20 protein-coding genes are annotated in these 24,676 nt (G+C 61.0%); 10 read left to right on the forward strand and 10 right to left on the reverse strand.

What is annotated here, in order from left to right; all coding sequences use genetic code 11:
* Positions 1 to 83 precede the first annotated feature (83 nt).
* On the reverse strand, positions 84 to 3,110 hold the full coding sequence (locus QNM96_RS02670) for an oligosaccharyl transferase, archaeosortase A system-associated (protein WP_283834462.1): 3,027 nt from the start codon (positions 3,108 to 3,110) through the stop codon (positions 84 to 86).
* Positions 3,111 to 3,340: 230 nt separating this feature from the next.
* Here QNM96_RS02670 and aglG point away from each other — a divergent pair, with 230 nt between their 5' ends.
* A complete protein-coding gene (gene aglG / locus QNM96_RS02675) occupies positions 3,341 to 4,282 on the forward strand; it encodes a glucosyl-dolichyl phosphate glucuronosyltransferase (RefSeq protein WP_283834463.1) in 942 nt (313 codons plus the stop codon).
* A 6-nt stretch (positions 4,283 to 4,288) separates the two neighbouring features.
* Entirely contained in the window at positions 4,289 to 5,236 is a 948-nt protein-coding gene (locus QNM96_RS02680) for a glycosyltransferase (RefSeq protein WP_283834464.1), read from the forward strand.
* A gap of 87 nt (positions 5,237 to 5,323) precedes the next feature.
* Here the strand turns inward: QNM96_RS02680 and QNM96_RS02685 are convergent, their stop codons facing one another.
* The gene (locus QNM96_RS02685; protein ID WP_283834465.1) at positions 5,324 to 6,769 is read right to left on the reverse strand and encodes an oligosaccharide flippase family protein; all 1,446 of its coding nucleotides are present in this window, start codon (positions 6,767 to 6,769) and stop codon (positions 5,324 to 5,326) included.
* A gap of 191 nt (positions 6,770 to 6,960) precedes the next feature.
* Positions 6,961 to 8,226 (reverse strand): glycosyltransferase family 61 protein, encoded by a 1,266-nt coding sequence (locus tag QNM96_RS02690; RefSeq protein WP_283834466.1) that lies wholly within the window; start codon positions 8,224 to 8,226, stop codon positions 6,961 to 6,963.
* A 150-nt stretch (positions 8,227 to 8,376) separates the two neighbouring features.
* On the opposite strand from QNM96_RS02690, the gene QNM96_RS02695 reads away from it, so the two are divergent.
* On the forward strand, positions 8,377 to 9,132 hold the full coding sequence (locus tag QNM96_RS02695) for a hypothetical protein (protein ID WP_283834467.1): 756 nt from the start codon (positions 8,377 to 8,379) through the stop codon (positions 9,130 to 9,132).
* On the opposite strand, the gene QNM96_RS02700 is transcribed toward QNM96_RS02695, so the two are convergent.
* Together QNM96_RS02700 and QNM96_RS02705 are read right to left on the reverse strand one after the other, a co-directional pair.
* A complete protein-coding gene (locus QNM96_RS02700) occupies positions 9,123 to 10,136 on the reverse strand; it encodes a hypothetical protein (protein ID WP_283834468.1) in 1,014 nt (337 codons plus the stop codon). The two genes, QNM96_RS02695 and QNM96_RS02700, sit on opposite strands and share 10 nt — an antisense overlap.
* Before the next feature lie 190 nt (positions 10,137 to 10,326).
* Positions 10,327 to 11,157, reverse strand: a complete 831-nt coding sequence (locus QNM96_RS02705; RefSeq protein WP_283834469.1) for a hypothetical protein — start codon at positions 11,155 to 11,157, stop codon at positions 10,327 to 10,329.
* Positions 11,158 to 11,537: 380 nt separating this feature from the next.
* On the opposite strand from QNM96_RS02705, the gene QNM96_RS02710 reads away from it, so the two are divergent.
* From QNM96_RS02710 to QNM96_RS02720, 3 genes are all read left to right on the forward strand, one after another.
* Entirely contained in the window at positions 11,538 to 13,025 is a 1,488-nt protein-coding gene (locus QNM96_RS02710) for a sulfatase (RefSeq protein WP_283834470.1), read from the forward strand.
* Between the two features lie 115 nt (positions 13,026 to 13,140).
* Positions 13,141 to 13,881 (forward strand): UTP--glucose-1-phosphate uridylyltransferase AglF, encoded by a 741-nt coding sequence (gene aglF, locus QNM96_RS02715; protein ID WP_283834471.1) that lies wholly within the window; start codon positions 13,141 to 13,143, stop codon positions 13,879 to 13,881.
* A gap of 121 nt (positions 13,882 to 14,002) precedes the next feature.
* The gene (locus QNM96_RS02720; RefSeq protein ID WP_283834472.1) at positions 14,003 to 14,986 is read left to right on the forward strand and encodes an NAD-dependent epimerase/dehydratase family protein; all 984 of its coding nucleotides are present in this window, start codon (positions 14,003 to 14,005) and stop codon (positions 14,984 to 14,986) included.
* Between the two features lie 37 nt (positions 14,987 to 15,023).
* Here the strand turns inward: QNM96_RS02720 and QNM96_RS02725 are convergent, their stop codons facing one another.
* Entirely contained in the window at positions 15,024 to 15,749 is a 726-nt protein-coding gene (locus QNM96_RS02725) for a diphthine--ammonia ligase (protein WP_283834473.1), read from the reverse strand.
* A gap of 224 nt (positions 15,750 to 15,973) precedes the next feature.
* Positions 15,974 to 16,114, reverse strand: coding sequence for a hypothetical protein (locus QNM96_RS02730; protein ID WP_021780798.1), 141 nt, complete (start codon positions 16,112 to 16,114; stop codon positions 15,974 to 15,976).
* 56 nt (positions 16,115 to 16,170) lie between these two features.
* On the opposite strand from QNM96_RS02730, the gene QNM96_RS02735 reads away from it, so the two are divergent.
* Entirely contained in the window at positions 16,171 to 17,451 is a 1,281-nt protein-coding gene (locus tag QNM96_RS02735) for a transposase (RefSeq protein ID WP_283834474.1), read from the forward strand.
* A 49-nt stretch (positions 17,452 to 17,500) separates the two neighbouring features.
* Here QNM96_RS02735 and QNM96_RS02740 read toward each other — a convergent pair whose 3' ends face one another.
* Together QNM96_RS02740 and sppA are read right to left on the reverse strand one after the other, a co-directional pair.
* Entirely contained in the window at positions 17,501 to 18,844 is a 1,344-nt protein-coding gene (locus tag QNM96_RS02740) for a DUF373 family protein (RefSeq protein WP_283834475.1), read from the reverse strand.
* A gap of 105 nt (positions 18,845 to 18,949) precedes the next feature.
* Positions 18,950 to 19,945, reverse strand: coding sequence for a signal peptide peptidase SppA (gene sppA / locus QNM96_RS02745; RefSeq protein WP_283834476.1), 996 nt, complete (start codon positions 19,943 to 19,945; stop codon positions 18,950 to 18,952).
* A 174-nt stretch (positions 19,946 to 20,119) separates the two neighbouring features.
* Here sppA and QNM96_RS02750 point away from each other — a divergent pair, with 174 nt between their 5' ends.
* The 3 genes from QNM96_RS02750 (at position 20,120) to QNM96_RS02760 (ending at position 24,053) form a co-directional block, all read left to right on the forward strand.
* Positions 20,120 to 21,280: an iron transporter gene (locus QNM96_RS02750; protein ID WP_283834477.1), complete on the forward strand. Its 1,161-nt coding sequence runs from the start codon at positions 20,120 to 20,122 to the stop codon at positions 21,278 to 21,280.
* A 43-nt stretch (positions 21,281 to 21,323) separates the two neighbouring features.
* Positions 21,324 to 23,348 carry an AMP-binding protein gene (locus QNM96_RS02755; protein WP_283834478.1) on the forward strand — a complete coding sequence of 675 codons (2,025 nt, stop codon included), beginning with the start codon at positions 21,324 to 21,326 and terminating at the stop codon, positions 23,346 to 23,348.
* Between the two features lie 207 nt (positions 23,349 to 23,555).
* Positions 23,556 to 24,053, forward strand: a complete 498-nt coding sequence (locus tag QNM96_RS02760; RefSeq protein ID WP_283834479.1) for a cupin domain-containing protein — start codon at positions 23,556 to 23,558, stop codon at positions 24,051 to 24,053.
* A gap of 109 nt (positions 24,054 to 24,162) precedes the next feature.
* On the opposite strand, the gene QNM96_RS02765 is transcribed toward QNM96_RS02760, so the two are convergent.
* On the reverse strand, positions 24,163 to 24,639 hold the full coding sequence (locus tag QNM96_RS02765; RefSeq protein WP_283834480.1) for an SHOCT domain-containing protein: 477 nt from the start codon (positions 24,637 to 24,639) through the stop codon (positions 24,163 to 24,165).
* Positions 24,640 to 24,676 lie beyond the last annotated feature (37 nt).

The following is a 24,676-nucleotide window of genomic DNA, read 5'->3' on the forward strand; positions in this document are numbered from 1 at the left end:
AGGGTATTCTGGGTGTCGGGAAAAGCGTTCTCACTTGCCAGGGACGTGTCAGAATCGAAATGTACCCACGAAACTACTTCGGGTTATTCCGCGTCGGCCGCAGTCTCGTCTTCTTCGTCATCTTCTTCGGTTTCGTCCTCGCCGTCAGCTTCAGTTTCGTCTTCATCACCGTCGTCCGCTGTTTCGTCTTCAGCGTCATCGTCTGCTTCTTCGTCGTCATCCGCTTGTTCGCCCTCGTCAGCCGCTTCGCCGTCATCCGCTTGCTCGCCGTCTTCCACGTCGTCAGCCGGATCGCCTTCCTCGTCGTCTTCGGCCGGTTCGAGCTCGATGCCGTCAACCTCTTCTCCGTTGACCACCGCGGTCTCGGAGACTTCGACTTCGCCGTAGTACTGGTGGACGTAGTCCAGGCCGCCTTCGGTGGACGTCACGGTGAGGTTGTAGTCCTCGATCGCCTCGACGCTACTCTCGGTGTAGCCGTCGTCGACGTCGAGTTCTTCTTCGGTCGCATACGGTACCGTCAGCTCGAAGCTTCCGTCATCTTCGATATCGGCTTCCTGCGCGTAGCCGACCGTGCGTTCACCTTCGGTCTCGAGCTCGAGCGTCGCCGTGATCATCGCGCTGTCGTCGCCAGCGAGCTCGTCGTCGTCGATGTTTCCGGTGATCGTCGCGCCGTCGACGCGCTCGAAGGTTTTGACGCCGGAACCGACCTGCCCGCCGAAGGTCTCGACGTCGTACGGAGACTGCCGTTGGATCTGATTGAGTTCGTTGTTGAGCGCCTGGGTATACTCCAGGTTGACGCCCATCTGTGGCTGGCCGTCATCCATGAGGACTTCGTCGCCGTCCATGATGGCGTAACTGATGAAGGTGGTCGTCTGGATGTTGTTCTCGTGGACGAGCCGGTAGTTCTCCATCCCGTGGGCGTCGTCGAAGTACAGCTGTGAGAGCATCGTCTGGCCGTAGAGCGTCTCGTCGACGAAGTCGTCGTCCTCGAGGTCCTCGGCGGTGATCGTCTCGCCCTCCTCGTAGTCCGCCGGGAGCGAGTACGCCTGCCGGTCGGGGCCGGTCCACTGCGTGATCGCACCGAACTTGCCGCCGGCCATCGAGCCGTCGATCATCACGTAGCGCATCTCTTCGTTGCCCTCGTCGACTTCCTCGAGAGCGGCCTCGAGTTCCTCGTCGGAGACGTCTTCCCAGTCGACGTCCGCGTCATCCCTGATCGCGTCGAGGATCATCTCGCCGCGTTCTTCCGAGTCGGCGGTAAGGTACGCCGAGGAAGATCGAGCGTTTTGCTGGAACGGGTTCGAGTGTGGAATCCGCTCGGATTGGGTCGTTATCAGGTGGCCGTAGTCCCACCACGACATGACCCCGTAGGCGCCCTCGGGGTACTGATAGTCACCGCCGTCCGGATAGTCGTAGTTGCCGAAATAGTCGAGTTCGCTGGCGTTGTCCGCACCGCCGTAGTTACCCGGTTCGGGTGTGTTTTCTGCGAGCCACTCGTTCGACGGCTGCCAGATCATCGAATCGGAGTGTGGCGACGGACCGGGGTTGTCTTCCTCTGGATCGGATGCGGTGAGGGTCCAGACGCCCCCGCCGACGGCAAGCGGGATCGACGCGAAGACGACCAACACGACCATCCCGATAACGATTATCTGGTAGGTTTCGATCTGTCTGGCGCTCTCGAGACCGGCCTCGAGATCGAGGTTGATAATCCGTCCGATGTCCGCGATGAACACCGCGTTGAGCACGGCCACCGCGAGGACGAGGTAGTAGGAGAATCGAACCTGCGTCGCGGCCATACTCGTCAGGAATATTGCCCAGATGATCACGAGCGTGTATTCGGCGCGGAACTCGCGATCGAAGTACGGTCTCGCAATGAGGAACGCGATGCCGAGCAACATCGTGTAGAATGCCGCTCCGAACTCATTGAAGACGTGCGTCGAGAGGAAGTCATCCGGTCGCTGCGCTTCCTGGATCGTCGCATCAGTGTCGACGCCCCCGAACGGGAACAGCCGCCGAGCGAGATTGTCGTAGATCGTATCGAAGAGTTCCGGCAGCGCCAGCGCCATGGTGAGGAACGCGACCAGAATCAACCCGCCGATCGCCGCCGGGTAATACATCCGGTCGATATCTCGGTTGTTCCACTGTCGTGCTAACCAGGCCATGAACACACAGCCGACCCCGACTAACAGTGCGGCGGTCGGTTGGACGTAGCCGAAACTCGTCGCGCTCGAGCTCCACTCTTCGATGAGCAGTGCCGTAATGAGCGCAGTGACGCCCATGCTCACGGCACCGACGAAGGCGACGTGGTCGGGTGAAACACCCCGAACGTAATCGAGACAGAGTTGAACGGTGAAGAAAATCGCGAGAATACCGACGAGGACGACGCCCGGTGGCCAAACCCAAATGTACAGCGCCAGCGCGAGTCCCGCGAGGGCACTGTAGATTGTCGGCGCTTTGAGCGTCCCCCAGTCCTTGTCAAGCAGGAGTTCGTAGATCGGTTGCTCTCGTTCGCTGGCCCGAAGCGCAACCATCATCGCCAGCACGGCAATCGCCATGAACAACACTTCGGCGACGTGGTGTTGTAGTTGGCCGACCGTGGTCCGGCTGAGGAACTGGCCGGGGACGAGCGCGAGAATAACGATCGAGACGATACCGCCGAACGTCCCGCCGAGCCGTCGGCCCATGAAGAACACGGGGATCGCGACGAGCGCGGCCATCACGGGAACGGACAGTATGGCGACGGTAAAGAGCGTCTCAGAAGAGGGATCACCCAGGCCGACGATCATCGCCGCCGTGACGATAAGCTGATCGAACAGGGTGCCGAACTGGCCGACGTATCGTCCGGACGGAAACCCGGTAAACACGTCGAATGGCATCGTATACGGATAGTTCTCTGATGTCCACTCGATCGTCCGCCAGTGATAATACGAGTCGATACCTCCGAGCATCGGCGTGCCGTCTTCGTACGTGAAGTTATTCTGGGGCCGGACCCGGACCCAGTACATAAATAGCATCACAATCCCGATAACGGGAAGATGATACCACTGCTTCAACGTCTCGAGGAAGGAAGACTCCGTTTCCTCTCCGACGTGTTCGGTGTCGGTACTCATTCACTTGGAACTGTCCCAAGCCAAGAATAAGCTTTGTCATCTCCTCGTCGCCTCAACTATCGGATTATTCGATATATGGAGGGCTATCTCCGGTGAATGCGCGATCTTATCAGTTGAACGGCAAATCATGCAATCAGTACGGTACGTGTCGTATCTCCGTTTCGGCAGAGCCGACACTCACGACAGCCGAACAAAAAGGCTTATTCGCCGTTCACCGTAACCGACCGTCGATGAAGGTCTCCGTCGTCATTTGCACGTACGCGATGGAGCGCTACGACGTCTTTTCCGAATGCGTCGATAGCGTCCTCGCACAAACGTACGACCCCCTCGAGACCGTGATCGTCGTCGACGGAAACGAGGACGTCTTCGAGCGCGTCGAAAACGACTACGGGGAACACGAGGGCGTTACCCTGCACTGTAACGACGAGAACAAGGGCATCTCCTACAGCCGGACGAAAGGTGCCGAACTCGCCGACGGCGAGGTCGTCGCGTTCATCGACGACGACGCCGTCGCCGAACCCGACTGGATCGACGAACTCGCTCGAGTCTACGAGGAGACCGACGCGAACGCCGTCGGCGGCCACGTCGCGGCCGACTGGGTGACCGAAAAGCCCGATTTCTTCCCCGCGGAGTTCTACTGGCTCGTCGGCTGTGACGAACGTGGGATGGGCGAGCACATGGAGGAACTGCGAAACACCTACGGCTCGAACATCTCCTACCGACGAGACGTGTTCTTGAACGTCGGCGGCTACGATCAGAACACCGGCCGCAAAGGTGACAGGCATATCCAGGCCCACGAAGCTCCAGTCTGCATCCGAATCGCGAACAAGTACGGAACCGGCGTGATCTACAATACGGACGCCGTCGTCCACCACAAGCTCTTTGAGTACCGCGGGGAGTTTCGCTGGCTCGTCTTCCGCTCGTTCTGGCAGGGCTACTCGAAGCGGATCATGGACCTGCTCCTTCCCGAGGCGTCGGGCGATAAAAACGACTACCTGAAACAGCTCATGATCGGGTTCGTGCCGGCACGACTCAAGAGCCTCCTCGCCGGCCCATCGCTTCCGAAGGTCAAACAGCTTGTCGCGATTTTCGTCTTCACCGCGGCCGTCGGCTTTGGCTACCTGTATGGACTCTCGAAATCGAACTCGTCGCTGATCGGCGAGGAGTCCTGATCGACGATGCCCTCAAATCGTCCGCTTCGAGTCCTCCACCTGACGACCTCTCGGGAGGTGTTTTTCGACCAGCAGATCGAGACCCTCGAGGCCAAGGGCGTCGACACGACGGTGGTCGTGGTTCCGGGCGAAGACCAGATCGACGGCGACATGGGAAGTGGCCGCGGTGCATGGGAGTACCTCGAGTACTTCCCGCGCGTGCGACGAGCGCTCCGGGACGGCGACTTCGACGTAATTCACGCGAACTACGGGCTCACCGCCCCCTACGCGATCACCCAGCTATCGCTTCCCGTCGTCCTCACGCTGTGGGGATCCGACGTCATCGGCTTCGACGGGTACGTATCGAAAGCCTGCGCTTGGCGCTGTGACGCGATCACCGTTCGAAGCGAGGAGATGCGCGAACTGCTGGGCCGGGACGCACATATCCTCCCGAGCGGCATCGACCTCGAGCGCTTCGAGCCGATGGACCATGCCGAGGCCCGCGAGCGAGTCGGCTGGGAGCCGAACAAAAAACACGTTCTCTTCCCTTACTCGCCCGACTACGAGCGCAAGAACTATCCCCTGGCCGAGCGCGTCGTCGAGGACGCTCGAGCGCGCCTCGAAGACGATATCGAACTCCAGACCATTTCCGGGGTCGACCACGAGGAGGTCCCCGTCTACATGAACGCCGCCGATGCGTTGTTGCTCACCTCGAAACACGAAGGCTCACCGAACACGGTCAAGGAGGCGATGGCCTGCGATCTGCCGGTCGTCTCGACCACCGTTGGCGACGTGCGCACGCGACTCGCCGATGTCTCGCCCTCGGGCGTCGGCAAAACTCAGGACGAACTGGTCGATCACCTCGTCTCGGTTCTCGAGACGGAAACCCGTTCGAACGGTCGCGAAGAAGTTCGGGAAGTCAGCTGGGATCGGATCGGGGACCGGATTCTCGGAATTTACGCGGACGTTTGCTGATCGGGGCTGTACCAAGCGGTCGCCGTCGTTATTCAGCGACCGATACCACTCGCCGGATTTCGAGACCGGACGATAGAGTAATCGCGGTTATCGACCCGTAACGCGCGGAATTTCGATCGGGGCGTTGTTTCGAACGACATCACGGAAGTGAGGTGACATCGCGAAGAGGACGACGACGTACACTACGGCACCGCCTGCGACGATCGCCGCGGTGACAGCCGTTGACTCGAGGCTTTCCGAGGGTGGGCTGACGAACGTCGTAACAGGATAGACGACAGCGCCCATCGCGATGGCTGCGACCCACTGGCGAGCGATTTCGACCAGTGGCAGTTCGAACTCGAGGTGGTGACCAAGCGCATAGAACGCGCCGATGAGTCCCAGCCCAGCCGATAGCGCCGTTCCGATCGCAGCACCGGTCCAACCGATAGCGGCGACGAGACCGACGTTTGCGACGACGTTCGAGACGATGAACAGACCGTTGACGCGAAACGCGATGTCCGGCCGATCGAGCCCGTTGAGCGTATTGAGCAACTGATCGAAGTACGAGTACAGTAACGAACCCAACAGCAAGATCGGGAGGACGTACTGGCCCTCGACGAACTCCGTGCCGTAGATCGCCAGCACACGGTCACCGACGAGTATCCCGCCGATAATTCCCGGAATGAGGACGAACCCCGCGAACGCGAGGGCCTCCGTCGTCAGGCTCGCAACGTGACGGTGCTCGCCGTCCGTATCGTGCTTACTGATCTCGGGGAACATCGCGGTACTGATTGCGGATCCGAAAATCAGGAAGAACGAACACAGCGCCCAGACGATGGAGTACACGCCGACGAGCGCGCTCGAGACGAGCGCCCCCAAGACGAGAATGTCGACTTCGCTGAACGTTTTGCCCTGTACTCGCCCAATCCACGCGTACTTCGCGAAGTCGACGAGTCGTTTGTAGTGGCGACGCGTGGGCCGCTCGAACGGCGGTGTGAGCACGATAGCGGCGACGAATGCGGACATCATCCAGCCCGTCGAGTAGCCGATGAGCATCCCAGTAAGTTCCAGTCCGGCGAGGACGAGCGCGACCTGGACGAGCGCCCGACCACCGATTTTCAGGGGCTTGAGAACAGCATAGATGTGCACCTTGTGCTGGCCCTGCAAGGCTGCGTTGAACAGGGAGTTACACAGAACCGCGACCAACATGAGGATCACGATGAGGTGGACGTCCTCGCCGACGTAGGCGTTCAATTGATCCTGGAAGACGAGCACGCCGATCGCGAGAACGACGAATATCGACCCGATGATCGATGCGCCCGCCCAGAAGTACGCATACGAATCGGTCTCCTCGCTCATGCGCTTGGTGATCGCACTCGAGAGGCCTATCTTGCCGCCGATACCGAGCCAGGTGACGACAGCCAGCGCGATGGAGTAGTAGCCAAGAACTTCTGCACCGAGGACGCGAGCGAAATAAATCGTCGCGACGAAACCGATCGCCGAGGCGGCGATCTCGGTAACGAACTGGAGGAACGACGTTTGACCGATTCTCATAGTTGCGTCGAGGTGGCGTCGACGGCCACCCGTCTGTCCGCGTCTTTCGGTGCCACGGCTATCAGTCTGATCATGTGTACGAAAAGCCCTTATGGAACGACTCGAGCGGCTGGGACAACTCAAGGGGCAGACATCGAGCGGCGGCTACTCTCGACTATAATCCGTTCTGTGTCGCCGTCGGCTCGCGGCGATCACAGGAGCGCTTCGACCGAATCGGTTATCGCCGCGACGTCGACCCGCAAATCGTCCCCGACAGACTCACAGAGGTGATACTCGTACTCAAGGCCGAGCGCGGCGGCGAGCATCCAGTAGGTCGGTTTGATCTTGGAGCCGAACAGTTCGACTACCGCACAATCGTTCGCGAACACGGAGTTGGCAAGGCCGGCCCCGTGCGGAGCAATAACGATATCCGCTTCGAGAAAGAGTCGGACTTGCTCGGCGAACGAGAGCGACGAGAGCGTGTAGCGTTCGAACCCGCGGTTCGCGAGTGAATCGAGGAGTTCGTCTCGGTTGCGGACCCGTCGCCGGTCGGCATCCGCACGCGAGATGTACACCCGTCGACCGCGGCCCGCAGGGCGGGTCTCGATTTCGGAGCTGGTGTCGGAACGCTGCGAGGAAGTCGTTTCTCGAGCGGCGGACCGGAGCCACCGGCAGGCAGCCGGCGACGTGAGCTTGTACGACAGATCGTACGTGAACCGGTGGGCGTAGGTCGACCGGGGCTGCTCGAGAGAGCGAACCGAGGGCACGAGCAATCCTTCAATCGTCGTCGGCTCCCCGGTCCACGTTTCGACGCGTTCAGGTCCGTACCCGAAAAACGCGAGCGACTCGAGAACCCAACTCGACGCGTTATCCGGAACGAGAATCGTCGCGCGCTCGCCAGTCTGTTCTTCCCACCGCCGGAGTCCCTCGAGTCGCGGGAGTGCGGTCAACGTCCAGTGGGAGTAGCCGCCGAGACAGCCGTCGACGAGCGAGCACACCGTCTGCAGACGACGCTCCCCCTCGCTCGGAGTCCCGAGCGATGATTGATCCCACAGCGCCCGCCTGAGCAGGGACGGGTCCGCCAACAGCGACTGCTCGAGTGTGTCGCGCCGACTGAGCGACGTCTCGAGGAGCAACGAGCCGTCCGGCCGAACGGATAAGGAGTCCCGCCCGATGAGTCGAGCCTTCGGCAGTCGGCAGACGAACGGTTGCCCGAGCGAAAACGAACCGGCCATCCGCTCGAGTTCCGAGGGTGCACTCGACGGAGCGTCGAGCGTGATTGACTCCTCGGAGCCGAACGCGAACACGTCGGCACCCGGCGTTCGAGCGAGCTCCGCGCGCCTGAGGTAGCTAATTCTGGTATCCAGTGCGAGTTTGCCCGCGAACAGCCTCGGCGCGGCCCCGGTTTCAATCCCGCGTTTGAGCAATTCGAGGACTCCGACGTCGCGAACTTTCTGTCGAACTCGTCGGAGCGGCATATGAATCGTTCCAAAAGCAGCGGATAAGTCGCTGACGGTTCGAGCCGGAATAGCTAACGGCTCAGATCGGAACCGTTGCCGGATCGGAGTCACTGCCGGTCCGACTCTAAATCACGGATTATTTAGTCGATCTCTCCGTACCCCAGATCAATGACACTACTGGAGAGAACGCGATCCGTTCTCTCTTCCGGCGGAGTTCGCGGTCTCGTCTCGTCCGGACGAGCGTTTCTCTGTCATCACCCGCTTCTGGTTCGGGTGGTCGCGCGCGCCCGATTGGAGTACTACCGGTCGGTCGGCCCGTACGACGCCCTCGCGGACCCGTTTACGCTCGTCTCAGTCGATCCAAACGAAATTTCGGTAGCCAACAGATCCATCGACAAGTACCTCGCGACAGGGGCCGTTCGAGGGGGCGACTGGGACCTTCAGACGACCCCCTACGAGGCGTCGATCAAGCACCGCTCGGTCGAGCAGCGGTACATCGACGGCAAGGCGTGGACTGAGACAGACGTCTACGGCGAACTGTGCCGCCGAATCGACGAGGAGGGCGAGGCCGACGGCTGCTTCTCGAGAGACGACCTCGAGCGTCGATACGAGCGGATCGACCGACTGTACGAGAGCATTCGAAATCGCGGGTACGATCCGACGAAGCAGTACGAGGGTGCCGACTCGAGAATAGCGTCGTCGCTCGATCAGGTCTGTGTGAGCATCGGGCGGGACGGGGACCTCGTCTTTTGCGGCGGCGGGAACCACCGATTGTCGATCGCCAAAGTGCTAGAACTGGAGGCGGTACCGATTCGGGTCGTCGTTCGACACGCCCGGTGGCAGCAGCGACGTGATCACGTCGCACGGACCGGGGAGACCGAGTTATCGTCCCACCCGGACCTCAAGGACATCCGTCAGCGGTAGCCGAACGCTCGAAGTTTCTCCTCGAGGTCCGCTTCGTCCACCGAATCGTACCGCTCCGGCGGATCGGACGTGATCGTCCGCCGTTCCCCGTCGTCGATCACCAGCCAGGGAACGAGACACAGTTCAGAAGTATGGAGGTAGATCGGGTGTTCGTACCGCTTCCGGAACAACGGGGGTACGCGATCGCCGATTAGTTCGCCGTGGTCGGCAGTGATAACTGTCTTCCCTTCGAGGTGTGACAGGAGTTCCTCGAGGCGCGCCAAAACGACGTCCAAATTTTCGTCGTACGCCTCCCTCACCTCTTCGTCAGTCACGTCGATACCGTCCATCGCGGGTGCCTGAATCGCCTGAATAGCCCTCGAATCGTCGTCCGGTTCGTCGCCTGGTTCGTCCCAATCGTCCATTCCTCGTTCGATAGTCATCCCTCTGACATCGACATCGCGCTCGATTTTATCCCGAAGCTCCTGCCCGGTAGATCCGATATAGGGGGCATGCGGTTGCATAAAGTGCATAATGAGGCGTTTGTTCGGGTTTCGATCGAACGCTTGCTTCGACTCCTCGACGACGCCGCTCGGCGGAACCGTCTGGAGGTCTTCGTCCCAGTGGTCGAAACACGTGACAACCGAGTGAAACGTGTCGTCACCGGCCGCGGTATAATACGTGTTCGCGGTGACATAGACCGTATCGTGGAGGGTTCGTCCCGTAAAATTCCCTTCGATAAACTCGAGACTCGACGAGCCTCGAGAGACCCGGCGTTGGAGATCGCCGTCGACAGTATTGCGATCTTTGAACGCGTCGTACCGGCACGCGTCGAGGATGATCAAATTGTCCCAGTCTTCGCTCATCACGTCGGTCCCTTTCCCGTATCTGAGGCGAAAGATCGCGTTCGTGATCGCGTAGAAAAAGTACTGGGGGTTATCGGCGAAGAATTTTACGGATTTTCGACAGAGTCCGGTAAGCCCGTGACGATTGTAAACGTCAGCCGCATTGCGTAGGAGGCCCATGTACGCGAGGAGTGGCACTGATCAGTATAAAGTTCCTATGTACGCGGAAGAACAGGATTCGGGACGACACTTCATCCGCGAAAATCTCTATCTGCGAGAAGCGTGACGACCGTCGCGGTCCGGGAACGAAGTTCGACGGTAGGGGTAGATCCGTACGCCACAGTTCGACGGGCAGGGGGAGTCGATACGCCTATAGGTACCCTAACCCTTTCAATCGTTCCTCGGCCGAGGTCGTCCGGGACGGTAACTCCTCTCGGTCCGGTTCGTACGTTTCGGTATCGACGGCAGACGTTCTGATCCAGGGTACCCGTCGAACACAGGGCAATGGACACCCGATAATATGCTTGTAAAACCCGTACTCGCCGAAGGCTTCCCCGTGGTCGGCAGTGATAACGACTCGGTCCATGTCGGTACTCTCGAGCAGTAATTCCACGTCATCGAGAACGTACCGAAGGTTCTCTAGGTACAGTTCCCACACTGTTTCGCGAGAGACGTTTCCGGCTTTGAGGTCGTCGAACGGTTTCTCCAGTCCCTCGTCGGCGAGCGGAAACGGATTGTGGGGGTACATATAGTGGACGATCAGTTTTTCCGGATCTCGAGATCTGGCGGTGGAGATCGCTCTATCAGTGGTAAACCGAGGAGGCTTGCGGTTGAAATCGCCCGCTTGCTCGTATTTCCACAACTCCTCGAGGTGATCGAAATCGTCGTCGTCGACGACGTCGTAATCCGTCGGGCCGAACGGAATAGCGTCCCGAACCGGCGGATGGTCCTTTCGTTCGAACACCGACTCAGTATACGGGTTCCCGGTGATATACGACGTCTCGGCTATGTCGTCCTCATGTTCTCTGGTGAACGTAAGCGGCATCCATTCGAAGGATGTACTGCCGACAGATCGGATCGAATCGACCGATTCGATGAACTCGTATTCGGGCGCAACCTCCTCGATCGCATCGACCCTGCACGCGTCCAGTATGACCAGCATATCCCACTCGCGATCGTAGACGTTCGTTCCGATCGGCACTCGAGAAGAGATTTCTAAGAGGAAAGAAACGTACACAAAATACATGCTCCGAATGATCCGTTTTACAAACGGTCCATCGTCGGAACGGAGATGATCCACGCTTTCTCGCACCCACTGGGAGAAACTGACGGGCATAGGAGCAGGTTGAGATTCGACTGGCATGTCTTTTTTGATTAGTTTATGCCGTTTGGGGGACGCTAATCCCGTTTTACGCACGGCTACGCCGTTAAACCCCGCCGAGTCTTGAGTCGCCCTCGACGAACGGCGAATACGCGACGAGGAGCCGAATTGAGCGTCGGTGCGGAGACGGCGACGACTCGTCGGGCGTTTAGAGACTGTGGACCATCACGTTTTAGACGGAGAACTGAATACTAACGGTGATGAACGTACTCGTGGTCGTCGTCGATGCCCTTCGAACGGATCGGGTGGGTGCCTACGGCGGGCGTCCGGTGACGCCCACCATCGACGAGCTTGCCGCTTCCGGGACGCGCTTCGAGCGGGCCTACAGCACGATCAATGCGACCGACCCCGCGTTGACATCGCTACAGACCGGCCGACTTCCGCGAACACACGGCGTCGTCAATCACGGATCACACGTCACGGACGCGGAAAAGCGAGCGATCGAAGGGACACCGACGCTTCCGGTCGCCCTCGAGGAACGGGGATACGATACGGGCGCGTTCGGTCGCCCCCTCGGTCGCTGGCATCGACGGGGCTTCGATCGCTATCCAGAGCTGTCCTCGGCCCACTGGCGTCTCAAGTCCCTCGAGAAGTCAGCGAGCAGTTTGCTGTACGGAATTCACCCCGCCATCGGAGATACGATATCGAGGACGTACAACGCCCTCACCGGTCGAACGGGAAGCGACGACGAGGACGGCGTGGTCAAGCAGTTTACTGACTTTCTCGACGACGCTGAGGAGTTCTACTCGCTCGTCCACCTGATGGACACGCACACGCCCTACGACGTGGACGACGACCTCGTCGAGCGCTATCTCGAGGAATATGACTACGAGAACAGGCCGCTCTCGGAGGTTGCGTCGGAGTTCCCGACGGGCTCGATCACCGCGAACAGTCTCACCCCCGGCGGCGTCGTCAATCAGGACAACGAACGGTGGGAGGACCACGATGTCGGCGTCGGCACCGCGCTCGCCCGAGCCCAGTACGACGCGGCGGCGACCGAAGCCGATCGAACCATCGACGGCCTTCTCGAGGCCCTCGAGACCCGTGAACTGCTCGAAGAGACCCTCGTCGTCGTCCTCGCGGATCACGGAGAGTCACTCGGCGAACACGACATCTACTTCGAACACCACGGGCTCTACGAATCGACCGCTCGGATTCCGCTCATTGTTCGGCCACCCGGCGAGAGCGCCGAGCAGTCCGACGAACTCGTGAGTATCACCGATGTCGCACCCACGGTTCTCGACATCCTCGATGGTCACGACAATCGCGAGGAATCCGCGTTCGACACCGACGGACAGTCCCTTCGACCGCTTCTCGAGGACGAAGCGGGCTGGGAGAGTCGGGATTCGCTGTTGCTCGAGGAGGCGAACACCCAGCGATTCAGGGGCGTCAGAACCGACCGGTGGAAGTACCTCGAGGCGGTCGATGGGGATCCGACCTGTCGGTACTGCGAACGGCCCCACGGCGCGAGCGAGCAGTTGTACGACCTCGAAGGAGATCCCGAGGAGACGGACGATCTCGTCGACGAGCGCCCCCAGAAGGCGGCCGAACTTCGAGACGAGTTAGCCGCCTCGCTCTCGGCTCACGAAGCGCGATCCGAAACGTCGGACGGTTCGGACGGCAAGGGGGTAGAGTATGACGACGAGGAAGAAGTGCTGGACCGGCTCGAGTCGCTCGGCTATAGATAATTCGCCCGCTCCGGAATTGCTTCGAGGCTCTCTCGAGGTGAATTATCTCTTGAACGGACACGATCCTGTCGAAGTAACCGAAAGTATTTGTCTTCACGTAGTGACCGTTTTCGATATGCAGGCTGTCGTCCTCGCCGCAGGCAAAGGTACACGCCTTCGGCCACTCACAGAAGACAAGCCGAAGGTCCTCGTAGAGGTCAACGACAAACCGCTCATCGAGGACGTCTTCGACAATCTCCTCGAGATCGGCGTCGACGAGTTCGTCGTCGTCGTCGGCTACATGAAAGAGAAGATCATCGAGCGCTACGGCGACGAGTATCAGGGCGTGCCGATCACCTACGCGCACCAGCGCGAACAGCTCGGCCTCGCCCACGCGATTTTGCAGGCCGAACCCCACATCGACAACGATTTCGTCCTGATGCTCGGCGACAACATTTTCCGCGGGAACCTCGGCGACGTGATCAACCGTCAGCGCGAGGACCGCGCCGACGCCGCGTTCCTCGTCGAAGAGGTGCCGTGGGAAGAGGCCTCCCGATACGGCGTCCTCGATACGAACGAGTACGGCGAGGTCGTCGAAGTCATGGAAAAGCCCGATGAGCCGCCGTCGAATCTCGTGATGACCGGCTTTTACACGTTCACACCGGCGATCTTCCACGCCTGTCACCTCGTCCAGCCATCCGATCGCGGCGAGTACGAACTCCCGGACGCGATCGACCTGTTGATCCAGTCCGGCCGGACTATCGACGCGCTTCGAATGGACGGCTGGCGTATCGATGTCGGCTATCCCGAAGACCGCGACCGAGCCGAAGAACGGATCGCGGATGATTCGGGCGTTATCGCCGAGGGCACCGACTAAGACCGCGAGACCAAGCGGAGAGACTCCGTTTGAAACGTCGACTCTGTGTTCCAGCTCGATTCATCTCAAAATCTGGCATGGTCCGTAAGCGACTAACCACCCCTACTCATCTAGGGCGAGTATGAACGTTCTCGTCACCGGTGGGGCGGGCTTTATCGGCTCTCATATCGCTCACCGGCTGGTATCGCACGGACATACCGTCGTCGTCCTCGACGTGTTAGATCCGTACTATAACCCGGCGATCAAGGAGCGAAACCTCGAGCTGTGCCGCGAGGAAGGCGGCGACCGATTTACGTTCGTCAACGGCTCGATCACCGACGAAGCGCTCGTCAACGAGGTCGTCTCCGAGCACGATATCGAGTTTATCTACCACCAGGCCGCACAGGCGGGCGTCAGGACGAGCGTCGAGAATCCAAAGAAACCCCACGAGATCAACACGACCGGTCTCCTCAACCTCCTCCTCGCGGCCGACGAACACGGGGTAAAACGGCTCGTCAATGCCTCCTCCTCGTCGGTCTACGGCGAGGTCGAGTACCTTCCCTACGATGAGGAACACCAGAACGTTCCACAGAGCCCCTACGGCGTTACCAAACTCACGGCAGAACACTACTGTCGCATCTGGAACGACCTCTACGACGTAAACACCGTCTCCCTTCGCTATTTCACGGTCTACGGGCCGCGAATGCGACCCAACATGGCGATCACGAACTTCACCTCGAGATGTCTCAACGGTCACCCACCGGTCATCTACGGCGACGGACAGCAAACGCGCGACTTCACCTACATCGACGACATCGTCGACGCAAATCTCTCCCTACTCGAGACCGAGGCGGCCGACGGCGAGGTGATGAACGTTGGCTCGACGGGAACGATCACGATCGAAGCCCTCGCGGAGCACGTTATCGACCAGACGGGTGCGGATGTCGGCATCGAGTACACCGAGCCGAAAGAGGCCGACGCGCGACACACCCACGCCGAGGTTTCGAAGGCCAACGAACTGATCGACTACGAGCCCTCGACGGAGATTCGTGACGGCGTCGGTCAGTTTGTCGAGTGGTACCGAGCGAACCGCGAGTGGTACGAACCGTTAGTGCTCGATTCCTGAAGCCGCGCGCCCTCTTTTTGGAGCGGTCGTCATCGAGCTACTCGAGCGTTGCTTCGGTCACTCGAATCCGTCCGCGGGTGCCGTCCCACTCGGTCTCGTACTCGAGGTCGATGCGTCGATCCATGTGCGGACCGTCGACGACCAGCGTTTCGAACTCGCCACCCTCGCCGAGCAGGTGAACGCCGTACTCGTCGTTGAGTTCCGCGAGGTCCTCGAGCGCGTCCTCGTCCAGCGTCCGTCCCAGCCACGATTCGTCGAGGCCGTGGGCCGCGACCTGAATGATCACGATTTCGAATCCCGCCTCGAGCATCGTCTCACCAAGTTCTCTGGGATCCTTCTGCCAGAGCGGGGCGAAGAGATCACAGTCGAGTCGGTCGCACATCCCTTCGATACGGCTCGTCTGGTACTCGCTCTCGACCGCGCCCGCGGTGAGTCCCGCGATTCCACCGTCGAGTTCGGGCTCGAGGTCCTCGAGTGCGGCTTCGAGTGGCTCGAGTTCGTCGTCGCCCTGCTCGCCCGAATCCTCGGCGGAACTCGCATCGAAATCGTCCGGTTCGACGTCGACCAGCGGGATGTCGACGCTTTCGGCTGCGAGTGTCGCGAGGTCCGTTTCGGGGACGTGGTACATGTACGAGTCGCCCGTCGGATGGACGGTCACCAACCGTTCGACCGCCAATCCGTGCTCTAACGCTTGATACAGCGCCCACGAGGAGTCCTTTCCGCCGGAAAAGAGGCTGATCCACGCGCCAGCTTGGTCGCTCATGCGCTACGGTACGTCGCCGGGAATAAATGGATGCCGAGTGCGAGTGCGCGTCGGCGCGGACCCTACCGAGTGCGAGTGCGCGTCAGCGCGGATCCTACCTAATTCAGCGAGAGAGTCCCCGCCGTTTACGGCGTCCTCAGAACGCAAGCGTTCTGATGGGCATCGCAAACCTTCGGTTTGCTCAACGGGCGTGAATCGCGTCACTCGACTACGCGAACCACCGGTTACTCCCCGGCCGGAGTCTCCAAGTCGTCGGCGGCGTGGATCAACATCCCACGCCACGTCAGGCCGTGTTCGTTTTTCACGCGTTTGATGCGCTCATACTGTTCGTCGTCAGGGACTTCGATGTTAACGTGGTTCGACACACTATCTACGAGAATACGTAGGTTTATGTTAGCTTCGTTCGTACACAGAGGTAGCGATGAAGCGCACCAACGAGTTCGAAGTAGTACCCCAGTCCGACGCGGACGAGGAGTTGCTTCGACGCCTGTTGGACGCTTCAGCCGCACTCTGGAACGAAATCAATTATCAGCGCCGAACCAACTTCGGCGACCCGGACGGCGACGTTTGGGAGATCGACGAATACCGCGGACGGTACGGCGGTACGCTCGGCGCGTCAACCGTTCAGCAGATCGAACGCAAGAACCGCGAAGCGTGGCGTTCGTTCTTCGCACTCCGGGAGAAGGGCGAAGCCAACGGCAAGCCCGGCTTCTGGGGCAATCAAGACGAGGGCCGCGAACTGCGGACGTACATCCGAAACACGTCGTACTCGGTCGAGTGGGGCGAATACTCCCGTCTCGAGATTCTTGTCGGTCAAGACCTGAAAGAGGAGTATGGTCTTGGATACCAAGAACGCCTCCGGCTCAAGGTTCGGGGCGAACCCAACTGGAACGAGTACGACAAGCAGGGTCGGTTGGAACTGTATTACGACGATGTGAGCGAGACGTTCAGGGCCTTTCAGCCAGTCACTATCGACAATTCTCGACTGGCACAACCACTGGCGGACGAAACCGCCGCTCTGGATATTGGCGCAAACAACATCGTCGCCTGTACGGTTTCGACCGGCGAGCAGTACCTGTACGAAGGCCGCGACCTGTTCGAACGATTCCACGAGACCACGCAACGGACCGCCGAACTTCAGTCGAAGCTCGAGGACGGCCGGTACAGGTCGAAACAGATCGATTCGCTGTACCGTCGTCGGACGCGGCGGCGCGAGCACGCACAGGACGCGCTTTGTCGAGACTTGATCGAACGACTGTACGACGAGGGTGTTTCGACAGTGTACGTCGGCGACTTAACCGACGTGCTCGAGACACATTGGTCGGTTAGGACGAACGCCAAGCTGCACAACTTTTGGGCGTTCCGGCGGTTCGTCGGGCGGCTCGCCGACACCGCCGAGGAGTTCGGTATCAGCGTCGAAGTCCGCACAGAAGCGTGGACCTCTCAAACGTGTCCGAACTGCGGTTCGGCCGAGGACACGACTCGGCACCAAGACACGCTGACGTGTACCTGTGGCTTCGAAGGCCACGCGGATCTCGTTGCAAGCGAGACGTTCCTGAGGCGGCACGAAGAAGTAGCACGGCCGATGGCACGGCCCGTGTGCCTCAAGTGGAACAGCCACGACTGGCTGGAGTCACCACGCTCTCCCCGTCCCAACGAGGAGCACACGAACCCGCAAGTTGCCTCCGTGGACTCGGCGTAGCCGAGACTCCCAGCGCGAGGAAACCCCGGCGTTCACGCCGGGGAGGATGTCATTGATCCGCGTTCGTGCTCTCGTCCGTCGTATGTTCGTCGTCGTCCGTTTCGGACCTCGTGCTTCGACCGGGCTCCGTTTCCCGGCTCCGGTTCCCGTCGGTTTTCGACTTCGCACCGCCGTCTGTAAGTTCGGACTCAGAACCGCGATCAGTTAGTTCGGCTGCAGTCGCCTCGCCGTCTCGAGCCTGTTCCGAGTCGGCGTCCGGTTCGTCCTCCGGGACGGTGCCACTGAACGAGGAGGCGATTCGGACGCCGATCAGACTCACGAGGAAGCCAGCCACGACGAAGATCGCGAGGCGTTCGCCGGCGGTTATCTGGAAGCTCTCGACCGATCGCCAACCGAGGTAGAGATCGGGAACCGTCAGCGGACCGATTTCGCCCTGGGTCTCGAGGAAGTACGCTGAAAAGCCTCGAACGACGAGTCCGATCGCGATGACGATAAAGGGAAGGTTGAGATAGGATGCCCGCAACGGCCGTTCGCCGATGATTTCGTCGAGCAGGCGCCCGGCGCTCGCGGTAAGCGCAGCTGCGGCGAGCCACGGGACCCCCTCGAAGGCGAACGTGGCGGCGGGGATAAGTACCTCCCCGCTCTGGGGCTCCTCGAGGCCGGAAATGCCCAGTGCACCGGCAAAGATGCCGACGAAGGTGAGCCCGGCGGCGACGACGTAGGTGACGATCGACACCTGCCCCGTGTACAGCGACTCCCTGATCTGGTGTGCGAATCCGGTCATGAGTTCGTCGATGTTGAACCCCTTGTACAACAGGAAGAGCCCGATGACGGTCGTGATCGCGGCCGCACCCACCGCGGGGCCGAAGACGGTCGCCAGCATCGGAAACACGAGTAAGGTGAGTCCGATCGGCACCAGCACCGTCTGGCGAAGTTCCTCGTCCGCGAGAAATTGCTTGAGCAGGTAGTACGTCGACTCGATGTCTCTGGCCTGTCGAACGACGACCCGATCGACCGAGTCGACCTGCACGCGGCTCTCGACGATCGGAACCAGGCGTTCGTCTTCGGCGCTGTCGATAACGACAACCGCCGAATCCGGATCATGCTCTGCGATGAGTTCGTCCAGCTGGCGCGCGACGGCTCGATCCGCCGAGACCATCGAATCGCGTTCGCCCGAAACGACCGCGACGACGGTCTCTTCGTTCTCGTCTCGAAGGTTCTGGGCGACCCGGAGAGACTCGAGCAAACAGTTTACTCCGGAGTCCTCGGGATCCGCGAGTCCGACATCAGTCACGAGCGCGCGCACTGCCTCCCAGCCGACGATCGGGGACTGGAGGCCGGTTCGGCGGCCGACCTCGTCGGTCCGGTCGAGACAGATGACCAGCGTAGTCACGGTAGACGTTCGACGCCCTGCCACGATAAAACCACGTACTCTTTCGCTCGTCTGCGAGCGGATTCGGGCTCGAAACGGGTTCCCGTTTGCCGGGAATCGTGTCGATCAGGTTCGGAGTCGGAAGCCCCGATCCTCGGCAATCCCGGAAATCCCGGCACCAAAGGCGTAGGCGACCTGTTGGGCGCCGCCACCGACCCTTCGCATCAGCGGCTGCGGCGGCTCGAACTCCTCGATCGTCACGTCGTCGATCGCCAATCGATCCGCCAGTTCGTCCTCGAGGTCCCGTTTCGTGCCGAGTTCGTCGACGAGACCCATCTCGTGGGCGTCCTCGCCGAGGTAGATCCGGGCTTCGGTTTCGCGAACCAGTTCGGCGTCTATGTCGCGACCGTCGCTGACCCGTTCGACGAACGTCTCGTAGTAGTCGTCGATCAGCCCCTGTAAGTACGCGCGTTCGTCGTCGTCCATCTCTTTGAGCGGCGTGCCGGCATCCTTGAAGTCGCCCGCGGCGAATCGCTCGTAGGAGAGCCCCACCTTTTCGGCGAGGCCGGTTGCGTTGACTCGAGAGCCGATGACGCCGATCGAGCCGACGATGCTCGCGTCTCGAGCCCACAGTTCGTCGCAACCGCTCGCGATCCAGTAGCCGCCGCTAGCACAGAGATCAGTCGTGTAGGCGATCGTCGGCCCGTCGAACCGCTCGGCCGCGAGCCTGATGTCGTCGCTCGGGACGACCTCGCCGCCGGGCGTGTTCAGCTTCACCAGCAACGCGTCGACGTTGCCGTCCTCGTTCGCCCGGTCGATCTGGTCGACGATGTCGTCCGCCGGGGTCGCGCTCGGGCTCGAGGGAAGCGGACCGCCGCCGCCGTCACGACTGATCGGACCGTCAACGGCGACTTCCGCGACGTTGTATCCGGGGAACACCGAACGCGCGATGTTGCCCGCGATTCGGATCCCGATGACGACGACCGCGAGCGCCAGGAGGATACCGAACAGCTGCGTGAGCGATTCGGGAACGACGACGAACAGCCCGACGCCGGCGATCGCGAACACCGCCGTGCAGGCGGCGACGATCACGAACCGCCCCAATCCGGTACGACTAACCACCGAAGACACCTCGTTGCATGGACGTACCTCCGGGAGCCCATCTGTTAAGCGTTCACGTCTCGACTCGTCTTCTCGAGACGGAAAACGGAGAGACGTGCCCGCCTCGCGACTGTCGTTCGGCGCATCTGCAGGCCGCCGTGCTATCACTCCCGCCGGCATAGCAACCCACCAGCGATGCGACGGCGAAAACTTCTCGCGGCATGTGGCTGTGGCGTCCTCGGGACGAGTACGTCCGGGTGCCTCGAGTCGCTCCGGCGCGAGGACGCTTGGCGGGAACTCGTCGTCGATCCGCCGGCGGGCATCTACGTCCCGCCGAAAATCGACGAGATGACGACCTACGGGCTCGAGACTGCGGACGAGTACGCGGTCGCCCTGTTCGCAACTCGTCCGCACTCGTTCTGGACCGTAACCGGCGATGAGCAAAGCCGAGCGGATCTGCGATCGGACCACGCAGTTCACTTGATGGCGAGCGTCTGGGACGAGGAAACCGAAATGGTGCTCCCAACCGATATCGCGGTATTGATTCGGCGAAACGGCGACCGCATCGCCGACCGACGACTCTGGCCGATGCTCTCCCAGCGAATGGGCTTTCACTACGGCGAAAACGTCGCACTATCCGAGGACGGGACCTACGTCGCCGAACTGACGATCGATCCGGTTCGCCTCGAGCGACTAGGCGAGTTCGGCGACCGATTCGAACCCCTGGCGACGCTCGAGGTCGAGTTCGAGTACTCGAGCGAGGCAATCGATTCGCTCGATCGGACCCTACTCGACGTCGAGGACGGACGGGGCGATCCGGGCGCGCTTGAGTTGATGAACGGGTCGCGGGGCGGTGCGTGCGAATCACGCGACGACCACCATACCCACCCGCCGCCCTCAATTGCGCCCGACCCGTCGTCACTTCCCGGTGCGTACGGAGGCGTCACCTCCGATGGAGATATCGAGTTCGCAGTCACCGCCGGGGAGGGCGCGGCGGGTGGGGCTGACGTGACCAATGTGACCGACGCGTCCGACATAGTTGAGGAGGCTGAGACGTACCTCGCCGTCTCACCCCGAACCGCGTACAACCGCTGTATCCTCCCTTTTGCCTCCCTTTCGGCGACAGTCATTCGAGACGGAGCCGAAATTGCGAGCACGGAACTCGCAGAAGCGATCGATCCCAACCTCGAGCATCACTACGGAGCCGATCTCGAGATCGAGGCGTTCGAAGTCGGTGACGAGGTTTCGATTTCGCTCGAGGCGCCGCCCCAACTCTCGCGACACGAGGGATACGAAACGGCGTTCTTCGATCTCGAGGACCAACGGGTTCGGCTCGCGGAACGAAACGCTCGGTGAGGACTTATTGTCCGAGGGCTTGATATCGTGTATACGAGTAACAATGTCCGAACACTCCGGTCTCGAGGACGTCGACGAAGTGGTCCACCGACCCAGCAAGTCGTTCGTCGAGTCGACGAACGTCGCGGCGTTCATGCGCGAGCACGATATCGCCGACTACGACGACCTGATCGAACGCACGACGACGGAACTCGAGGGCGTCGAGGAAAGCGGCGTCGACTGGTTCTGGGACGAACTCGTCGACTATCTCGAAATCGACTTCTTCGAGCCCTACGAGTCAGTTAGAGACGACAGCGAGGGACCGCAGTTCACCGACTGGTATCCGGGCGGAAAGCTCAACGTGGCCCACAACGTCGTCGACCGACACGCCGCGGTGGACGAGGCGGCACGAAACCGACTCGCGACGATCTGGGAGGGCGAGGACGGCGAGGTCCGGGAAGTTACCTACCACGAACTCCACCGAGGGTCGAATCAGGTCGTCAACGCGCTCGAGGAGCGGGGGATCGAAACGGGCGACACCGTCGGGCTCTACATGCCGATGGTTCCGGAGGTCGTCTCGATCCTCTATGGCTGTTTCAAGGTCGGTGCGATCGCCGTGCCGATCTTCTCCGGCTTCGGCGTCGACGCCGTCGCGACGCGACTCGAGGACGCCGAGTGTTCGGTGCTGTTCACCGGCGACGGCTTTCTCCGACGCGGCGACCCCGTCTCCCTCAAATCAACTGCGGACGAGGCGATCGAGCAGGCCGGACACGTCGAGCGGACGATCGTCTACGATCGACTGGGCTCGAGTGAGGAACATAGTAAGCACCAAATTCCCTGGTCCGACGACCGCGACGAGTGGTGGGTCGACGCCATCGAGGCCCAAGACGATAGCTACGAGACGAAATCCCTCGAGTCGGGTCGGGAGTCGATGCTACTGTACTCCTCGGGGACGACGGGGACGCCGAAAGGGATCGTCCACACCCACGCAGGCGTGCAACTGCAGTGTGCGAAAGAACTCCACTTCGGGTTCGACCTGCAACCCGCGGATCGGTTCTTCTGGGTGAGCGACATCGGCTGGATGATGGGTCCCTGGACGCTGATCGGCGTCCACACGTTCGGCGGCACGGTCTTCATGTACGAGGGCGCGCCAGATTATCCGAATCCCGACCGGTTCTGGGAGGTGATCGACCGACACGGCCTCACGCAGTTCGGCATCTCGCCGACGGCGATTCGGGCCCTTCGAAAGCATGGAGAAGAGTGGCTCGAGGGCCACGATCTCTCCTCGCTTCGAATCCTTGGGTCGACGGGCGAGCCGTGGGACCCCGAATCCTGGCGCTGGTTCTACGAGCGCGTGGGCGGCGGCGAGTGTCCGATCATCAACATCTCCGGTGGGACCGAAATCTGTGGCTGTTTCCTCATGCCGATGCCGACGGAGCCGCTCAAACCCTGTACGCTGGGCGGGCCCGGTCTCGGAATGGACATCGACATCGTCGACGCGAACGGGGAGTCGATCAAAGACGACCACAACCGGGGCTTTCTGGTCGCTCGAGACTCCTGTCCATCGATGACGAAATCGCTCTGGTCGGGTGACGACCGGTATCTCGAGGAGTACTGGTCGACGTTCGCAAAGCCGCCACTGTGGAACCACGGCGACTGGGCCCAGATGGATGAGGACGGCTTCTGGTTCCTCCACGGCCGGGCCGACGACGCGCTGAACGTGGCCGGGCGAAAGGTCGGCCCCGCCGAAGTCGAGGGTGTGCTTATCGACCACCAGGCGGTCAATCAGGCCGCCGCAGTGGGCGTTCCCGACGAGACGAGCGGCACCGCGGTCGTCACCTACGTCATCGTCGAAGACGGTCTCGAGGAGAGCGACGAGTTGCGAGAGGACCTGCGCACACAGGTCGGCGAGGAGCTCGGAAAGCCGTTCAGACCGCGAGAGATCCTCTTCGTCGACGAGTTCCCCAAAACGCAGTCGGGGAAAATCATCCGCCGGGCCATCGAGTCGATTTATACGGGCGAAGAACTCGGCGACATGGACAGCATCGAGAATCCGGGGGCGCTTGAGAGACTCGAGAAGGCGAGATAAGGGCTCGGCTGGGTGCCCCTCGAAGTACGCAGGTTGCTCGCCGGAGTCGGGCCAGTTTCTCGTCCTGTCGGTCGATCAGTTCCTCCCGTTACCGTGAAAAACCGTTATAGTCTGAGCGGGCGTAGTCGTACGTGATTCAGGCCGCCCATCTCGTCGGCATTTTCACGACTGTGCGCGACGGTCCGCAATCATCACGGTGAGCAAATCATGGCAACAACATCGAAAAGACAGCACGAACCGGATCGAGCGGTCGACCTCACCCGATTCGAGGGGATGGACGTCTATCAGGAGGGCGACGAACGCGCTCGAGTCCGCGGTTACTTCCCGTTGACGCCCGGCGCGCCAAACGCGAGCGGACGCGCCGAGGAGATGATGATCGTCTCTCTCGAGATTGAACCGGGAAACTACCTTCCGTCCCATCGGGATAGCAACGAGGAACTGCTCGTCGTAACGGCCGGGAGAGTCGAGGCGACGATCGGCGACGAAACGATCGACATCGAGGCTGGACAGTGTGCGGTCGTCCCCGAAATGGAACCGCACGGCCTCTCCAACGGTGGCGACGAAACCGCGTCCGTCATCGGATTCTTCCCGAACACCGAACTCACTGCGACGTTCGAGAAACCCCTCGAGCCGTTCGGAACGGCGGAAGTGACTATCGGCCCCATGCCGGCCGCTGGTGAGGACGAGACTGACGACGAACGCTAACGCGCGGTGAACGAGGGAGGACCGGTAGTTCGCTCGAGCGGGTCGACGGTTTCGAACAGAGAGGCCGACAACTCTCGTCTTTCCCGTTCGCGTATCGCTGCCGCGGCAATTAGCCCTCGTCGAGGAGGACATCGTCCGGTCTCGGATCCTCGGAGGAGTGTGTATCGCCACCGGCCTCCGCGCGCGGATTTCGATCGGTTCGGCGCGGACCGTCCTCGTCCTGCTCCTCGAGGAGCGCATCGAGGCGCGCTTCGAACGTTTCTTCGTCGATTTCCCCATTCGCGTATCGCTGCTGGAGCGTCTCGATCGGGTCCGCTTTCTCGGTCGACTCGTCGTCTTCGTTGTCTTCGTCGTCGCTCGAGAGTACCATGAAGGCGACGACGGCGGGAACGAGCAGGATCGCCAGTCCGAACAGCGCGACAACGACTCCGAGAGCGATACTGCCGAGTTCGACGCCGAGAGCGATTCCCGCGAAGACGACGCCGAGGACCATCGAGAGCCCCGTCATCACAACGAGTGCTCCAAGTAGCACGCTCAGGACGGTCGCCCACGTCGGCAAGTCGCGAAACCAGGTGGGGAGCTCCATAGAGAACGTACGGTATCTCCCCTCATGTTTATTGTGC

Origin of the sequence: Halostagnicola sp. A-GB9-2, from assembly GCF_030068615.1 — an archaeon.
GTDB lineage: Archaea > Halobacteriota > Halobacteria > Halobacteriales > Natrialbaceae > Halostagnicola.

Bases quoted from the DNA above. Each gene is read 5' to 3' on its own strand.
- QNM96_RS02690 (WP_283834466.1), bottom strand. From the start codon at position 8,226: ATGCCGCTCCGACGAGTTCGACAGAAAGTTCGCGACGTCGGAGTCCTC.
- QNM96_RS02700 (WP_283834468.1), bottom strand. From the start codon at position 10,136: ATGGGCCTCCTACGCAATGCGGCTGACGTTTACAATCGTCACGGGCTT.
- QNM96_RS02720 (WP_283834472.1), top strand. From the start codon at position 14,003: ATGAACGTTCTCGTCACCGGTGGGGCGGGCTTTATCGGCTCTCATATC.
- QNM96_RS02755 (WP_283834478.1), top strand. From the start codon at position 21,324: ATGTCCGAACACTCCGGTCTCGAGGACGTCGACGAAGTGGTCCACCGA.
- QNM96_RS02680 (WP_283834464.1), top strand. From the start codon at position 4,289: ATGCCCTCAAATCGTCCGCTTCGAGTCCTCCACCTGACGACCTCTCGG.
- QNM96_RS02760 (WP_283834479.1), top strand. From the start codon at position 23,556: ATGGCAACAACATCGAAAAGACAGCACGAACCGGATCGAGCGGTCGAC.
- QNM96_RS02725 (WP_283834473.1), bottom strand. From the start codon at position 15,749: ATGAGCGACCAAGCTGGCGCGTGGATCAGCCTCTTTTCCGGCGGAAAG.
- QNM96_RS02750 (WP_283834477.1), top strand. From the start codon at position 20,120: ATGCGACGGCGAAAACTTCTCGCGGCATGTGGCTGTGGCGTCCTCGGG.
- QNM96_RS02685 (WP_283834465.1), bottom strand. From the start codon at position 6,769: ATGAGAATCGGTCAAACGTCGTTCCTCCAGTTCGTTACCGAGATCGCC.
- QNM96_RS02710 (WP_283834470.1), top strand. From the start codon at position 11,538: ATGAACGTACTCGTGGTCGTCGTCGATGCCCTTCGAACGGATCGGGTG.
- QNM96_RS02695 (WP_283834467.1), top strand. From the start codon at position 8,377: ATGACACTACTGGAGAGAACGCGATCCGTTCTCTCTTCCGGCGGAGTT.
- QNM96_RS02735 (WP_283834474.1), top strand. From the start codon at position 16,171: ATGAAGCGCACCAACGAGTTCGAAGTAGTACCCCAGTCCGACGCGGAC.
- aglG (WP_283834463.1), top strand. From the start codon at position 3,341: ATGAAGGTCTCCGTCGTCATTTGCACGTACGCGATGGAGCGCTACGAC.
- aglF (WP_283834471.1), top strand. From the start codon at position 13,141: ATGCAGGCTGTCGTCCTCGCCGCAGGCAAAGGTACACGCCTTCGGCCA.
- QNM96_RS02765 (WP_283834480.1), bottom strand. From the start codon at position 24,639: ATGGAGCTCCCCACCTGGTTTCGCGACTTGCCGACGTGGGCGACCGTC.
- QNM96_RS02670 (WP_283834462.1), bottom strand. From the start codon at position 3,110: ATGAGTACCGACACCGAACACGTCGGAGAGGAAACGGAGTCTTCCTTC.